This is a genomic window from Streptomyces sp. NPDC127197 (assembly GCF_042672405.1).
Taxonomy (GTDB): domain Bacteria; phylum Actinomycetota; class Actinomycetes; order Streptomycetales; family Streptomycetaceae; genus Streptomyces; species Streptomyces flavusporus.
Genome location: NZ_JBHXVG010000014.1, coordinates 97,422 through 112,757, shown reverse-complemented (window position 1 = coordinate 112,757; position 15,336 = coordinate 97,422). Strand labels below are relative to the sequence as shown.

12 protein-coding genes and 2 pseudogenes are annotated in these 15,336 nt (G+C 72.4%); 8 read left to right on the top strand and 6 right to left on the bottom strand.

The annotated features are described in order from the left end of the window. Positions 1-50: 50 nt before the first annotated feature. Both ACFVJQ_RS22840 and ACFVJQ_RS22835 read right to left on the bottom strand, forming a co-directional pair. A complete protein-coding gene (locus ACFVJQ_RS22840; RefSeq protein WP_385514044.1) occupies positions 51-611 on the bottom strand; it encodes a hypothetical protein in 561 nt (186 codons plus the stop codon). Between the two features lie 34 nt (positions 612-645). Next, complete coding sequence (locus ACFVJQ_RS22835) at positions 646-1,098, bottom strand: hypothetical protein (protein ID WP_385514045.1); 453 nt, start codon at positions 1,096-1,098, stop codon at positions 646-648. A gap of 866 nt (positions 1,099-1,964) precedes the next feature. Here ACFVJQ_RS22835 and ACFVJQ_RS22830 point away from each other — a divergent pair. Further along, positions 1,965-2,846, top strand: a pseudogene (locus ACFVJQ_RS22830) (biotin-independent malonate decarboxylase subunit gamma); the annotation flags it as partial. Next, positions 2,743-3,159, top strand: coding sequence for a hypothetical protein (locus tag ACFVJQ_RS22825; RefSeq protein ID WP_385786260.1), 417 nt, complete (start codon positions 2,743-2,745; stop codon positions 3,157-3,159). The pseudogene ACFVJQ_RS22830 and the gene ACFVJQ_RS22825, both read left to right, overlap by 104 nt. Before the next feature lie 50 nt (positions 3,160-3,209). On the opposite strand, the gene ACFVJQ_RS22820 is transcribed toward ACFVJQ_RS22825, so the two are convergent. Further along, positions 3,210-3,449 carry a hypothetical protein gene (locus ACFVJQ_RS22820; protein ID WP_385786257.1) on the bottom strand — a complete coding sequence of 80 codons (240 nt, stop codon included), beginning with the start codon at positions 3,447-3,449 and terminating at the stop codon, positions 3,210-3,212. A 48-nt stretch (positions 3,450-3,497) separates the two neighbouring features. On the opposite strand from ACFVJQ_RS22820, the pseudogene ACFVJQ_RS22815 reads away from it, so the two are divergent. The 5 genes and pseudogenes from ACFVJQ_RS22815 to ACFVJQ_RS22795 all read left to right on the top strand — a co-directional run bounded on the left by ACFVJQ_RS22815 (position 3,498) and on the right by ACFVJQ_RS22795 (position 8,993). Further along, positions 3,498-3,570: pseudogene (locus ACFVJQ_RS22815) on the top strand. A gap of 56 nt (positions 3,571-3,626) precedes the next feature. After that, positions 3,627-4,781, top strand: a complete 1,155-nt coding sequence (locus ACFVJQ_RS22810) for a gala protein (protein ID WP_385786254.1) — start codon at positions 3,627-3,629, stop codon at positions 4,779-4,781. Further along, complete coding sequence (locus ACFVJQ_RS22805) at positions 4,778-6,580, top strand: ankyrin repeat domain-containing protein (RefSeq protein WP_385786251.1); 1,803 nt, start codon at positions 4,778-4,780, stop codon at positions 6,578-6,580. Before ACFVJQ_RS22810 ends, ACFVJQ_RS22805 begins: the two co-directional genes overlap by 4 nt. After that, complete coding sequence (locus tag ACFVJQ_RS22800) at positions 6,577-7,773, top strand: AAA family ATPase (RefSeq protein ID WP_385514050.1); 1,197 nt, start codon at positions 6,577-6,579, stop codon at positions 7,771-7,773. The genes ACFVJQ_RS22805 and ACFVJQ_RS22800 overlap by 4 nt, the downstream gene beginning before the upstream one ends. A gap of 8 nt (positions 7,774-7,781) precedes the next feature. After that, the gene (locus ACFVJQ_RS22795) at positions 7,782-8,993 is read left to right on the top strand and encodes a VWA-like domain-containing protein (protein ID WP_385514051.1); all 1,212 of its coding nucleotides are present in this window, start codon (positions 7,782-7,784) and stop codon (positions 8,991-8,993) included. Positions 8,994-9,043: 50 nt separating this feature from the next. On the opposite strand, the gene ACFVJQ_RS22790 is transcribed toward ACFVJQ_RS22795, so the two are convergent. After that, positions 9,044-11,980 (bottom strand): BTAD domain-containing putative transcriptional regulator, encoded by a 2,937-nt coding sequence (locus tag ACFVJQ_RS22790; protein ID WP_385786247.1) that lies wholly within the window; start codon positions 11,978-11,980, stop codon positions 9,044-9,046. Between the two features lie 186 nt (positions 11,981-12,166). Between ACFVJQ_RS22790 and ACFVJQ_RS22785 the strand changes: the two genes are divergently transcribed. Next, the gene (locus ACFVJQ_RS22785) at positions 12,167-13,375 is read left to right on the top strand and encodes a serine hydrolase domain-containing protein (RefSeq protein WP_385514053.1); all 1,209 of its coding nucleotides are present in this window, start codon (positions 12,167-12,169) and stop codon (positions 13,373-13,375) included. A 62-nt stretch (positions 13,376-13,437) separates the two neighbouring features. On the opposite strand, the gene ACFVJQ_RS22780 is transcribed toward ACFVJQ_RS22785, so the two are convergent. Then, positions 13,438-14,391: a serine hydrolase gene (locus tag ACFVJQ_RS22780; protein ID WP_385514054.1), complete on the bottom strand. Its 954-nt coding sequence runs from the start codon at positions 14,389-14,391 to the stop codon at positions 13,438-13,440. After that, positions 14,388-15,284: a LysR family transcriptional regulator gene (locus ACFVJQ_RS22775; protein WP_385514055.1), complete on the bottom strand. Its 897-nt coding sequence runs from the start codon at positions 15,282-15,284 to the stop codon at positions 14,388-14,390. The genes ACFVJQ_RS22780 and ACFVJQ_RS22775 overlap by 4 nt, the downstream gene beginning before the upstream one ends. Positions 15,285-15,336 lie beyond the last annotated feature (52 nt).

The following is a 15,336-nucleotide window of genomic DNA, read 5'->3' as shown; positions in this document are numbered from 1 at the left end:
ACGGGACGCGGGGGCCGGAACTCTTCCAACCGGCCCCCGACCGCTCAAGGTTACTTCTCGATGTCCTTCACCGAGGTCGGCCCCAACTGCTTGGCGCTGGCGTACTCCGGCATCGTCATGGGCTTGTCGAACAGGAAGAACGACTGGTTCGTGCCGACCGTGAACTCCATGTACGCGCCCGTCGTGGCGTCGAAACCGTAGTAGGCATTGCAGGTGGAACCCGAACTGTACGTGCCGTCCATGCCGGGCTGCGCGAGGACCGCGATGCCGTTGGAGGAGGACTCCACCTTCTCCGTCGGAGTGAGCATCTTGCAGCGCGGCACCGGCAGACCCTTCATGATGAAGTACCCGTACTCGCCGTTGGCGTTCTGGATGTAGACGTACGAGAGTTTGCCCCGCTTCCCCCACGTCTTGATCCACTGGTTGATCGCTTCGCGGGTCGGCGAGTACTCCATGCGGCCCGCCGGCTGCTGGGCCACGAGGTGGTCGTAGTTCTCCTGCTTGGCCTTGTTCTCCTTGTCCTGGCTGGAGTCGTCGGTGCAGGACGTCAGGGCAAGGCCCACAACGAGCGCGACGACGGTGGCCAGGGCCATGCGTGCGAACTTCTTCATGCGGTGCTGCCCTCTTCCCGGGATGAGATGGGGATCAGTTGGTGCACGTCGTGCGCTCGGCGGTGGCATCCAGCCGGTACGGCAGATCCTTGTCACGGAAGGGCGCGCGGTGCTCCTGGGCGGCCTTCGAGTTGTAGGCGTTGACCGACTCGATCCGCGTGGCCTTCAACGCGGTGATCGACTGGTCGATCTGCGTCGTGCGAGTCTCCGAAGCGGCCTTCCGCTCCTCCTGGAGCGCCTGGATCGTCCCTTCGGCGTTCTGCACGGCCTCGCACAGGTCGAAGAACTCCTCGTACGTGGTCTGACGGAACTCGCCCGAGCCGACGGTGTTCTCGCGCTTGTCCGCCTCACCGCGGAACGGGGCGGTGATCCACCCCGCGCCGCCGAAGGCGAACACCCCGATCACGTACAACACTGCCAGACCGATGACCCCGCCGACGGCCCAAGCCCCTAACCGTGCCCCCTCGCGTACCTGCCCCATGGCCATCCCCCTTCACAGTGGTTCCGCGGCGTGGAACCACCCTCCGCGAAGGAGGACACGGCGCCCGGTGAAACGGTTCCTAGCTGCGATCACCCGATCGAGACTCCCGTTCGACGCACACCCCTCAAGATCGGAACGACAACAACTTCTAAGAGGGCCGGAACAGATTGCGGTTGCTGTTGGCCCGCTGTGCGTGGCGATGGTCTGTGGGCGGCTGAGGCGAGCCTGCGCGACTGACTCGACGCGGTGATCCGCTTGCCTTCGGGAGGCAAGGATCCGCGACGTTGGACAGCCTGGAGACGGAGGCGGGGTTCGCGACGCTGTGTAACGGCGTCCCGGCGTCAACGGACTCAGCGGTGCGCGCTGAGAAGCAGGTCGGTCAGCACCGAGTCAGCACGCCACCATCCCCGTGCTGGTTCCGCGCTGACTTCGGCGGCCGGAATCATGGAAAACCGCAGGTCCTAGCCCCGATCGAATGAGTCGTCGTACCACTCGATGGTGGCGCCGATGAGGCTGGCGGCGACGATGCGCTTCAGGTTCGAGGGCGTTGGGGGAGCGGATGCTGCGGAGGCCATGTGCGCCACTTCCTCGTGTGCGGTGGGGACGGGTACGTGTGGGCACACCGTAGGAACACGCAGGTCAGGCGCACATGTGGTGAGACCCCGTAGTTCTTAGCCGATGAGTGCGCGCAGCCCCATGCCTCCGCTCCGAAACTCTCCGTTCCCTGATGTGACGGCCCCCATGGCGTCGCGGGGTCGGCGCCGTGAGTCACTCGAGGAACATGCGTCCGAAGAACTGTTATCCCAGGCTCACCGATCGATCTCCCATGTATCGGACAGCATCGTTCGGCATCCAGGGCAGGGAAGTTTTTGATGAGTACAGAGCGCACGAGGGAGCCGGCGGCACTGGTGACCGCTGCCCGAAGCGGCGACCTGGCGGCTCAGGACGCCCTGGTCAGCGCGTTCCTCCCGCTGGTCTACAACGTTGTGGGGCGTGCTCTGAACGGCTCGGTCGACGTCGACGACATGCTCCGTGCCCTTGACGGACTGGGCGGTCTGCGTGCTCCCGAGAGCTTCCGCTCCTGGATCGTGGCGATCGCGATGAATCAGGTCCGGGCGCACTGGCAGGACCGGCAGTCGGCCCCGGGCGCCGTCGAGGAGGCCGAGGACCTCGCGGATCCGGGCGCCGACTTCGTGGACCTGACCATGGTCCAGCTCCAGCTGTCCGGGCAGCGCCAGGAGACCGCACGCGCGACACGCTGGCTGGAGCCTGACGACCGAGGGCTGTTGTCGCTCTGGTGGCTGGAGTGCGTCGGCGAGCTGACGCGGTCCGAGGTCGCCGCGGCCCCGGAGCTGTCGCCTCAGCACACGGCGGTCCGGGTGCAACGGATGAAGGCGCAGCTGGAGGCGGCCCGGGTGGTGGTGCGGGCGCTCGACGCGCGGCCGCGATGCGAGGAACTGACCAAGCGGCCGATCATCGCCGTGGTCGACGTCCCCAGCCAGGCGTACGGCTACCGCGAGGAACTGACCGGCATCCACCAGGCGCTCGCCGGAGCAACCGGCGCGTACGCCACCGCCCGCCTCGCCGGGCACCCGGTCGTCGCCTTCGTCGTCGGCAAGGTCATCTCCGGCGCGGTTGCGGCTCGACGTCATGACGGACGAGCGCTATGCCATCCCCACCACCCGCCTTGCCGAGGCCCAGTCGGCCCGGGCTCCGGTCTGGCGCTCACGCTACGACGGGCCACTGACCGGACTGCCTTCGCAGATCGCCCCGTCGGGATCGCTGCCGGCGTTCCATGGCACGGACGCCATGGGCATCTGGCCGGGCGGCGACGGGGTGACCGGGCGGATGCACGACACCTGGGGCGCGTTCGTCACCACCGGACGCCCCGGCGCCACCGGTCTGCCGGCCTGGCCCACGTACTCCCGCGAGCAACGACCCACGATGATCTTCGATGCCCGGGGAAGCCGCATCGAGAACGACCCGGACGCCGAACGACGTCGGGCCTGGGAGGACCGCGACTGGCAGTCCGCCGGTACGTGGTTCGCGTTCGAGGGCCTCTCGTGAAGGCCCGGAGTCGCCCACCTCACGGGCCCCTGGCTGCACGCCGCGCACCGTCAACTGCCGGAGACAGGCGTGAGGGGGCGCTCGGTCAGCCTGTCGCGCCTGCGCAGGGTACCGGTGTGCGGACTGCCACCCGGCCGCGCCGCCAACGCCGCGAGGTGGATGCTGAGGGCACCGTTCACCCGGGACTCTCGCACACCTCCGTCGCCGACATGCCCGCCGTCGCGCAGCGCACGCTGCTCCACACCGACTACGCCTTCGCCGCCCGGAAGACCGCGGCGCAGTCGCATCACACTGGTGATCGAAATCAGGTGCGGAGTGTGGCTATGATCGTGCGCAGCAAGGCCGTAGCGCAGAGGTCGTCGCGCCCACGCATCGAGCTGGAGGACGTCGGTTCGAATCCGACCGGTCTTGCGTCTACTTGATGTCGACGCGGACGCCGGGCCCCGGCGAAGACCGGTGGAGTGGTGATGACCCAGCCGACAACGCCCGTGCGCTGCCCCGCGATCGAGCACCCCGATCTGCCGCTCGCCGACCCCGAGGAGCTCGGGCCGCTGATGGCCCGCCTCACCGACGCGCGGCCCGTTGCCGACGACGAGACCTTTCCGCTCGGCACCCTGCGCGCCGACGGTCGGGTGGACCTGTGCAAGCAGGGACTCGGCGCCGACGGCGCCGCCCGGCTGCTGCCCGTCGCCACCGCCTCCCCGCACGCCGCCCATCTGCTCCTCGGCACCAACTCCCTCGGCGACAACGGAGTCCGGTCGGTCGCCGACGCCCTGGTCGCCGCGCGGGACACCGGCGCCTCCCACGGGATCCACACCCTCTACCTCGGTTGCAACCGCATCGGCCCCGACGGCGTGACCACCCTCGCCGCGGCACTCGCCGACGACACCACGCTCCGCGCCCTGTGGCTCAAGCGGAATCCCGTCCGGGAGACCGGTGCCCGCACTCTCGCAGGGCTGCTGCGCCGCAACACCACCCTGCGCACCCTCGATCTCGTCAACTCCGGCATCGGCGCCGCGGGCGTACGGGTGCTCCTCGACGCCCTCCTGGACCGGGAGGCCCCGCTCGAACGGCTCTTCCTGGGCGGCAACGGCCTGACCGCCGCCGACGCCCCGCTGCTCGCCGCCCTCGTCCGTGACGCCGGCGTCCGTGAGCTCTACCTGACGGCGAACCACCTCGGCGACGAGGGCACCGCCGTCCTGGCCGCCGCGACCGACCCCGCGAGGCCCGTCCGGCTCGGCCTCGGCGGCAACGGCATCGGCCCCGAAGGCGCCCGCGCCCTCGCCGACGCCCTCGACGGCATCGAGACCCTCGATCTCGGCCGGGCCCTGTCCGAACGCAGCCTCGGCTCCACCGGCAACGCCACCGGCGACGACGGCGCCCGGGCCCTGGCCGCCGCCCTGCCCGGCAGCCCGCTGCGCCGCCTCGAACTGCGCCACACCGGCATCACCGGCCGCGGCGCGAAGAGCCTGCTCGCCGCGCTGCCCGAGCGGCACCGCCTCGAGTACGTGGGCCTCGGCCCCGGCCTGCCCCGTCGCGTCAAGCGGTCCTTCGCCGAGCGGCTGCGCCCCGCCCGGCCGACCCACCCCGACCTGCGTGCGATCGGCAGCGTGTACCGATGAGCCGTCGTCCGCTGCCACCCGCGGCCCTGTCGCCCGAGGACGCCTCCGCCTGGGCCCGCATCCGCCGCTACGCCGTCCCTGGCTGGATGATCGAACGCGCCACGCAAGCACGCCTGGCAGGTGACTGGCGGGCCGCCTGTGCCGCAGCCGCGGTGGACGTCCCGGACGACCTCGACCCGGAGCGGATCGCCGACCGGTACGGCCCCGACGCGGCGGCCCGGGTGACCGACGACCTGCGCCACCTGGCACCGGACCTGCTGCGCTGGCACCTGCCACGCACGCTCAGCGGCCACACCACGCTCACCCCCGGCCGGCGGGTCGTCCTCGCCGCATACGGGAGCTCCGGCCCCGTCCTGTCGCTGACGAACTCCCCGATGCTGGAAGGACCGCAGCGGCTCCGGCTGCACTTCGGTCCCGCCGTCGCGCCCGCGCGCGACCGGCTCCACGGCCTGACGTACGTCACCGAGGACTGGACCGCCGCCCGCCGCTTCTGGGACGTCCGCCGCACCGGCGAACTGCGCCACAGCGCGGGCCCCGCCGACTCCGGCCGGCTGCCGTTCCTCCACCCGGACGGCACCCCGCTCGCCGTCGAGGAACTGCCCGCCGAGGACCCGGGCCCCGCCGACCCGGCCGCCCGCGCCGAGTGGGTCGCCGTCCTGCAGGCCCGTGGCGCCCACATCGAGGCGTACGCTGCCGCCGGACTCGACCTCGACCTCACCTCCCCGCCACAGGGCCCGCGCTCCTACCGGCAGCTCGACGTCGCCCAGCTCATCACGTACGTCGCACCCGACCTCACCCGCATCGCCCCCGAGATCCGTCTGCTGGAGCGCGCCGGACGCGGCACGTGTTTCCGCATCCCCGTCGACTGGCGCGGCTGCCTTCGGGTCACCCTCGCGGACACCGACGGGGCCCCGGCCCAGGTCGTCGGCAGGGACCGCGGCCAGGAGGAGGACGTCCCCCGCCTGCCCTCGTACGCCTGGCAGCGACTGCCCGACATCGGCCTGCTGCGCGCCGGCCGGATCCGGCCCGAGGACCTGCACCCGCTGGTCGCCGCCGCGCTGTTCCCGCAGGCCGGACCCGCTGTCGGCCCGCCCGGCCCGACGACGCCCGCGCCGGTTCGCGTCCGCTGCGGCGGCGTATGGCACGAGGTCGTGTCCAGGAACGGCGTGCTCGACATCCCGCACACCGAGCAGGAGCGGCAGCGCGAACTCGCCCTGCGCGCCTTCGGCGGCACCGTGTCCGGCTGCTTCGCCACCCAGCACGCCTGGACCAGCGGCGAGGGACGGCTGCCGCGCGCCCTGCGGGACCAGCGGCGCGAGCTGTTCCAGCATGTCCAGCACGGGGACACCCCCGCCGTGCTGGCGCTGCTCGACGCCGGAACGGACCCGCACGTCCGCGACCGCAGAGGGCGCGGCCTGCTGCACGTCCTCCATCTGCTCGACCACCGGGAGCTGCTGCCGCGACTGCTCGCCGCCGGGCTCGACCTGGAGGCGCAGGACAAGGCGTACCGCACCCCGCTCCAGAGCGCCGTCCACTACGGAGGGTCCGCCGCCCTGGTCAGGGACCTCCTCGACGCCGGCGCCAGGATCGACGTGATCGACGAGATGGAGCTCTCCCTCGCCCAGGTGATCCGCCGTTACGAACGGACCGACCTGATGTTCCTGCGCCGCCGCGTGCTGCAGGAGCACCCCGGCATCGGCTCCGAGTGGTGGGACGAATACATGAGCGAGCAGGACTCCGAGCCCGACTGGGACGAGGACGAAGAGCTGGCCGCACAGGACGAGGACATTCACGCATGACCGGTTCCCTTCCCGTTCCCGCCGCTCTCGCGGCGGCCGACGCCCTCAACGCCCGCATACGCGTCACCCGCACCGAACCGGCCGGCAACCCCCAACTGGAGGCCCTCGCCCTGGCCGTGACGGCGAATCAGCCCGTTCTGCTGTGGGGCGAGCCCGGCATAGGCAAGTCGGCCGGCATGGAACAGCTCGCTGCCGCCCTCGGCGTGCACCTGGAGACGGTCGTCGCCAGCGTCCACGAGCCGTCCGACTTCGCCGGGCTGCCGATCGTCGGCGAAGACCCGGCGGCCTCGGGCGTGCCGATGGCCCCGCCGGACTGGGCCGTCCGGCTCGCGCGCACCGGGCACGGGCTGCTGTTCTTCGACGAACTGTCCTCGGCGCCGCCGGCCGTGCAGGCCGCCCTGCTGCGGGTGGTCCTCGAACGCCGGGTCGGCAGCCTGGCCCTGCCGGAGTCGGTGCGGATCGTCGCCGCCGCCAACCCGCCCTCCAGCGCCGCCGACGGCTGGCACCTCAGCCCCCCGCTCGCCAACCGCTTCGTCCACCTCGACTGGACGCACGACCCGCGCACCGTGGCCCGCGGCATGGCAGGCACCTGGCCCGAGACGGTCCTCCCCGCGGTGGAACCCGGCCGCGTGCCCGGCGCGGTCGCCCGCGCCCGAGGCGTGATCAGCGGCTTCCTGACCGCCCGGCCCGGCCTGGTCCACCACATGCCGAAAGAGGCCGAGGGCCGCGGCCGCGCCTGGCCCTCCCCGCGCACCTGGGAGATGGCGCTGCGCCTGCTCGCCGCCGGGTACGCGTCCGGCGCCGGACGCGAGGCGCAGGCCGCCGCCGTGATGGGCGCCGTCGGCGAGGCGGCCGGCATCGAGCTGCTGTCGTACCTGGAGAATCTGGACCTGCCCGACCCCGACCGGGTGCTCGCCGACCCGTCGGCCTTCGCGCTCCCCGAACGCGGCGACCGCCAGCTGGCGTTCCTCATCGCCGTGGTCGCCGCCGTGCAGAGCGAACCCACTCGCCCCCGCTGGGAGGCGGGCTGGGACGTCCTCGCCAAGGCCGTGGACGCCGGAGTGCCCGACGTGGCCGCGCGAGCCGCCCGCGACCTCGCCGCGATGCGCGAGCCCGACTGGCCGATCCCGCCCGGGATCGACGCCTTCCTGGAACTGCTCCAGCTCGCCGGCGCCCTGCCGGGCGCGCGCTGACCGGCCCCATGGCTGTCACCGGGGGCCCGGCCGACGGGCTGGACCGCGCCAAGCTGCTGGCCGCGCGTTACAGAGCGGCCGAGGCACGCCCGTACCTGGCCTCCGCCCTGTACGCCCTGACAGTCGTCGTCTCGCGGCAGGTGCGCACCATGGCCGTCGACCGGTACTGGCGCTGCTACGTCGCACCCGACTTCGTCGAGGCGACCGACGTCGAGGAACTGGCCGGGGTGTGGATCCACGAGGCGGCGCACCTCCTGCGCGACCACCACGGCCGGGCCGACCGGCTGCCCGCGGCAGACCAGCGCGACCGCCTGCGGGTCAACATCGCCCAGGACTGCGAGATCAACGACGACCTGGTCTCCGACGGGCTGCGACTGCCCGAAGGGCGCATGGAACCCCGCATGTTCGGTCTGCCCGAGGGCGGACTCTTCGAGGAGTACCTGCCCGGCATTCCGGCCACGTCCCTCCACCCGGTGGACTGCGGGTCCGGCGCGCACGGCGTCCCAGTGCCCTGGGACCTGGGGGAGAAGGGCGGCGAAGGCGTGGCCGGGCTCGGCCCCGTGGAGGCCGAGGCCCTGCGCCGCCAGACCGCCCAGGCCGTCCGTGCCCACCGACGCTCCCGGGGTTCGGTTCCGGCGGGCTGGCGGCGCTGGGCGGAGGAGGTCCTGGAACCCACCGTCGACTGGCGCAAGGCGCTGACCGGCGCCGTCCGCGAGGCCGCCGCGTGGGCGGGCGGTGCGGTCGACTACACCTACCGGCGCCCCTCGCGCCGCACCCCGGCCCTCGGCGGCCGGGTGGTGCTGCCCAGCCTGCGCCGACCGCTGCCACGCGTGGCGATCGTCGTCGACACCTCCGGCTCGATGGGCGAGGACGATCTCGCGGCCGCGCTCGCCGAGGTGTCCGGCGTGCTGCGCGAGGTGGGCGTCGGCGGTAACCGGGTCGCCGTCCTCGCCTGCGACGCCGACGTCCACGCCGTCGCCAGGGTGACCGCCGTCGACCAGGTCGAACTGGCCGGCGGTGGCGGGACGGACATGACCGTCGGCATCCGGAATGCGCTCGCCGCACCCGAACCGCCGAACATCGTCGTCGTGCTCACCGACGGGTACACCCCGTGGCCCCCGGAACCTGTCTCCTGCCGTCTGATCGTCGCCCTGATCGGTGAGGACGCCCCTCAGCCCCCCGACTGGGCCGAGACCGTACGGATCACCCCATCCCGCTGACTGCGCCCTGCGTGGGGACGGAGCCGCCTGGGAACTGCACCGACGAGCGGTCAGCCGTCGGCAGCGACCGTCGGGGCAGACGTCAGGGCACGCAGGTCGGCGAGTACCTGCGCGTCCGTTCCTTCCAGGGCGGACAGCGCGCTGCCCCATCGGCCCAGGGCCGCCCGTTCGTCCCCGAGTGCTCTCAGGACATGCCCCAACTCGTACTCGGCGAGGCCCCGACCGTAGGAGTCGCCGCGCGTGGCGGCTTCCTGGAGCAGCGCCGTGCACACTTCCCCGGCCTGTCCGAGTCGGCCCAGCGCCCGCAGGGCCTGCGCCTGGCCCAGGCGCGTCTCCCGCTCCGCGTTCCAGTGCGCCACACCGGCCGCCATGACGCGCAGCGCCTCTTCGAAGCTCTGCAGGGCCCGGGCGGGCTCGCCGAGGCCCAGGTGGGTGCGGCCCATGTTGCACAGGGCGACCTGCTCGATCACGGCGCTGCCGGCCTCCCGGGCACGTTCCCTGCTGCGCAGGTGGTACGAGAGGGCCGAGCGCAGGTCGGTGAGTTCGGCCACGTACCCCTGGTGCCCGAGGAGCATCGCTTCCTCGCCGGGTGTGAGGTGGTCGGGGCGCAGTGCGAGACACCGTGCCAACGTCGCTCGGGCGTCAGCGTCCCGGTTGAGTTCGCGCAGCAGCGCGGCCCGGTTGCCGAGGTGACGCATCCGGGCCACGTCGTCGGCGAGGTGCTCGCTGAGCTCCACGGCCTCGTCCAGAAGCAGCAGTGCCTGTCGGACGCGTCCGGCCGAGTAGTGCGCGGAGGCGAGGTGGCCCAGCGCCCGGCCTTCGGCTGCGGTGTTGCCGCTGGACCTGGCAAGGGTGATGGCGTGCCGCGTCAGCCGTTCGAGATCCTGCACCCGGCCGCGGTCGTGCAGGTAGGGGAACAAGGCATTGATCAGCTCCAGGGTACGGGTCGGGCCCAGGCGCCCGTGCGCACCGGAGCCGGCCAGGACCAGCAGGTTCGCCGCTTCCGCGTCACCCCAGGCGAGTGCCGCCGCCGTATCGGTGAAGACCGTGCCGGTCCGGCCCCCGGCGTGCTCGGGCACTCGCCCGGTCCCCGGCCGCAGGACCGCGGCGCAGTGTGCGAGCCGTTCCTGGTACCAGCGCAGGGACCGTTCGGCGGCTTCGGCGTTCCGGGCCTGCTCACCCGGCCGGCCGGCGAGTTCCCGGGCGAAGTCGCGGACCAGGTCGTGCGGGGCGTAGCGGCCCCAGCCCACTTCCTGGAGCAGCGCCACCTCCGCCAGACGGTCCAGGGCCCTCTCGGCGCTGCGCTCCGTGCAGTCCATGGCGGTGGCCATCAGCGGTGCCCCGTACTCGGGCAGGTCCAGCGCCCCGATGAGGACCAGGGCTGCGGCGGCGTCACCGTCGCGCGGGTCGTCCGAGCCCAGGAGCGCCTCATGGGCCGCCATCAGGGATCGGCGCACGCTGAGGTCCTCCAGTTCGAGATGGTCCAGGCGGTCCTCCTGCCGGGCGAGGCGTTCCACCAGTTTCTCCACCAGAAGGGTCCGCCGGCTCCTCAGACGGGCTGCGGAGACCTGCAGCGCCAGGGGCAGGTGGCCGCACAGAGCCACCAGCCGGGCGACTGGTTCGGCGTCGGCCGCGGCCCAGGACCGGCCCGAGGCCCGCTCCAGCAGGAGGGCGCTGTCCCGCGGTGAGAGCGGCTCGAGCCGGACATGCGTGGCGGCTCCCAGGGTGGCCAGCGGCCGTCTGCTGGTCAGCAGTACGGCGCAGCCGGCGCCGGCCGGCAGCAGCGGACGTATCTGGCTCACCGAGGCCGCGTCGTCGAGGACGAGCAGCGTTCGGGTGGGGGCGAGCGCGGAGCGCAGCAGGGCGGAGGCGGCCCCCACATCGCACGGGATCCGCCGGGCGTCCACCCCGAGGCCGTGCAGGAGAACGGCGAGGGCGTCGGCGGGTTCGAGGGGGGCCACGCCGGGTGTGGCTCCGTGGAGGTTGAGATACAGCTGGCCGTCGGGGAACGCATGCCGGAGCTGTTCCGCGATGTGCAGGGCGAGGGCCGTCTTGCCCACGCCCGGCATTCCGCTGATCACGGCGAGGGCAGTGCGGCTGCGACCGGACTCCAGCTCCGTACAGTTCTCGGCCATGTGCTCGGCACGGCCGACGAAGCCACCGGGCGGCGCGGGAAGCTGCGCCAGCCGCGGGGGCGTCCCCGCCGATGCGCGGTGCGGTACAGCGGGTGACTCGCGGTGGGGGACGGCCGCGCTGCGGAGCAGCACCTCCCGGTGGGCGTCCTGGACGGCGGGGCCGGGCTCCACCCCGAGTTCTTCGACCAGGCTCCGGCGCAGCGACCGGAAGAGTGCCAGCGCTTCGGCCCGGCGGTCCGTGCGGCCGAGGACGAGCATCAGCTGGCGGTGCAGCGTCTCCCGGAACGGATGTTCCTTGACCAGGACGCCCAGTTCGGCGGCGAGCCCGTCGAGGCGGTCGAGGTGCAGGAGAGCCTCGAAGCGGCATTCGAGCGCCTGCAACCGCTGTTCTTGGAGGAACGTCACCACGGGGTGGCCGGCGAGGGCGGGCACATCGGCGAACGGTGCGCCGCGCCACAGCGCCAGGGCGGCACCGGCGTTCCGCTCCACCACCTCCCAGTCCTCGCGGTTGCGGGCCTCCTGCGCTCGGCGTACCCGCTGTTCGAACACGTCACGGTCCAACTCGCCCTCGCCGACCCGCAGTTCGAGCCCGTGAGGCATGGTGCGCAGCCGTGTGCCGCCGGCGTCGTGGAGGCTTCGCCGCAGCCGGGCGACGTGGTTGTGCAGCGAGGCAGTGGCCGTCGGCGGTGGCTTCTCGCCCCACAACACCGCCATCACCGTGTCCAGCGGCACCGTGCGGTTCGGCTCCAGCAGCAGTACGGCGAGCAACGAGCGGGGCTTCGATCCGCCGAGGGCGACGGCCACGCCGTCGTCGTCGACTGTCGTCAGCGATCCCAGTACTGCGAACCTCACCGGCCCTCCCCGCGTCGGACGCCGAACACCGAACGTCCGGTGTCCGGCATCGATCGAAGAACATCATCTTCGTTCAGTACCGGGTCGGGTTCAACGTCACATCATCGCCGTTGGCGGGGTGTTGGTGGCCGGTTAGGGGTGGTCGGCACGATGCGTGTCCCGCAGGCCGAGAGAGGGTTGGTGCACATGTCGACACGCCGGACACGGAGGACACTGCTGGGCGTGACCGCGATCGCAGCGGCAGGTTCGGCCCTGCTGACGACGCCTGCGGCCGCGGCCGGCGGCACGGTGACCGCCGCGGAGACGCGGGAGTCCCGGCACGCTGCCACCCAGGCTGCCATGGACGCGGCCGTCGCCGCGGGCGTGCCGGGTGTCGTGGCCGAAGTACGCGACACCCGTGGGGGGTGGAAGGGTACCTCGGGCGTCGCCGACCTCTCCACGCAGCAGCCCCGCGGCAACGGCGACCGGTTCCGCGCGGGAAGCGTCACCAAGACGCTGGTGGCGACCGTCCTGCTCCAGCTCCAGGCGGAAGGGAAGGCCGATCTCGATGCCACGGTCGACCACTACCTCCCTGGCCTGGTGCGGGGGAACGGCCACGACGGCACGAAGATCACGGTCCGTCAGCTGATGAACCACACCAGCGGCATCTTCAACTTCACCGAGGACGCTGCGTTCTCGAAGAAGGTGCTGGGCATCGAGTTCCTCGAGTCCCGCTACGACGACTGGACTCCGCAGCAGGTCATCGCCCTCGCCCTGCAAAACCCGCCCCAGTTCGAACCCGGCACCTCCTGGAAGTACTCCAACACCAACTACCTCCTGCTGGGGCTGATCATCGAGAAGCTGACCGGCAGGCCCTACGCCGAGGAGATCGAGCGGCGCATCACCAGGCCGCTCGCGATGCGCGCCACGTACTTCCCCGGCACCGACCCGCATGTCCCCGCGCCCACCCGGCACTACTCCACCTTCACGGAGGACCCGGGGAAGACCTACGACGTGACTGAACTCAACCCGTCCTGGGCCTGGGCGGCGGGCGAGATGGTCACCAACTCCGCCGACCTCAACCGCTTCTACACCGCCCTCTTCGGCGGTAGGCTGCTGCGCCCCGCCCAGCTCCGGCAGATGACGACCACGGTCTCGACCGAGGGCAACCTGCCGCGCCAGCGCTACGGCCTGGGCCTCATCGAGTACGAGACGACCTGCGGGATCAAGGTCTGGGGTCACTCCGGCGGTATCCACGGCTCCTCGACACAGGCCTTCGGCACCAAGGACGGCCGGCACATGATCGCTCTGAACTTCAACGGCGACTGGGTCGGTGGCGGAAAGAACGTCGTCTCGGCCGAGTTCTGCCCGCCCGAACCCGCAACGGCGTCACCGTCACCGACTTCCGTGGACTGAACACCTAGGGCGTGCCCGGCGGATCATGCCGGAATCGCGGGGCCTGGCACGCCGGACACGCCCTAGCCCCACCTCGAACGGAGCTCGTCGCGCAGCCGCCGGGCGACTTGGCCCATGAGGGCGTCGGCGCCAGGCTGTCGGCCGGCGGCCACCCGTGACTCGGTCAGGACGGCTATCGCATAGGTCTGGCCGTCGGCGTGTTCGACGACGCCCACCTCGTGGCGCAGGTTGAGCAGCATGCCGGTCTTGGACGACCAGGTGGAGGAGTCGGAGTCGAAGTCCGGGGCGAGGCGGTTGCGCACGAGGTTGTTGGCCATGAAACCGCGTACCCTTGCCGCGACGTCGGGGTGGATCGCCGAGGGCATCGTCGGGGGCTCGGCGCTCTCGGTTCCGGGCCGCGACCGCCAGAGGGCCTGAAGGAGGTCGACGAAGGCCCGTGCCGTCCCGGTGTTGGCGCGCGAGATGTCGAGCTGTGGCACCCGGTGGCCGCGCCCCGGTGTGCCGGCGTCGATCGCGAGGGCGTGCGCGAGGTGCACGTCCGCCGGGTCGAAACGCTCCACCGGGGTTTCCATCAGCTCGCGCATGGTGTGCCGGACTGCAATGCCTCGCAGCCCCAACTCGTGCAGCACCGCCCCGACCCGGTCGGGCGGCGTGAGGTCGAAGAGCGCGTCGGCCGCGCTGTTGTCGCTGATGCAGAGGGTGAGGTAGAGCAGGTCCTCCACGGCGATGTGGGCGGCGTGACGGAACCGGCTCAGGCCGGTCGGACCGGGAGTGGTGATCCGCCCCGGCGGCACCTCGATCACCGCGGCGCCGTCGAGTTCCCCGCGCCGGATGCGTTCCAGCGTCACCAGGGCGAGCGGGATCTTCACCAGGGACGCGACGGGCAACTCGATGTCGGGGTCGATACCGATCTCGTCACCCGTCTCCAGGTCCCGGACGAGGAACGATCCGTACAGCCCGCCGTCGCGCAGGGCCCGGCGCAGATCCCCGAGCAGTCTCTCGGTACTGGTGGTCATGAGGCTGCCTCCGAGCGCTCCGTGGCGCCGAGGCACCGGCTGATACCGTCCGCGCACACCTGGCGTACGCGGACGGCGTCGACGTCCGCCACGGCCAGGGAGTACCCCCGCGCGAAGCCGGGGCCCAGCTCGCCGACGGGCCGCCAGTGGAGGCGGAGTTCGCGGGCCTGCGCGGCCGAGCACAGCAGTGCGTCGCCCTGACTGAGCACGTCCGCCGCGGCGGCGGCCACGGCCGGTGCGACGGCCAGCTGGGCCGGGAGCAGCCCGACGGCGTCGCGCAGCCGGGCGAGACGGTCCCGGACGTGCGGCACGTCGTCCTCCGGCTGGAGCCACACGCGCCGGGGCCGCTGGTCGCGGTCGGCCCGGCCGGGGCGCAGGGTGTCCAGGTAGATCGGCCCGCCGCCCGGGGCGTGCGCGACCGCCAGGCCCAGCGGCACCGTCCAGGTCGCCTCGGTGGGAGCCACCGCGAGCAGCGCCGCGCGCACCTGCCGGGACGTGACGAGGTCGGCCCGCTCGGCCGGCCCGGCGGGAAACGGGTCGAGGAGGACCTGCTGCTCGTGCGCCTCAGCGATGAGGCGGGCGAGGGCACCGGTCGGGCAGACGGCGGGTACGGCGAGCCGTAGCGGCCGGCGTCGCGCGGCCTCCGCCTCGTGCTCGAACCGGTCGGCGAGCCGCACGAGTTGCCTCGCCGTCGGCAGCATGTCCCGGCCGAAGGGCGTCAGCGTCACCGCCCGCGAGGACCGGTCGAGCAGCCGCTCGCCGAGGCGTTGTTCCAGCGCGGCGACGCGGCGGCTCACCACGGACTGGGCCGTCCGGGCCGCCGCCGCGCCCACCGTGAAGCTGCCGTGCTCGCTCACACTGACGAACGCCCGGCATGCCGCGACAAGATCCATGAGCCCAACTATGCCAAAACAGCATGGAGTCGAACGTCCGCGTCTTGGACCT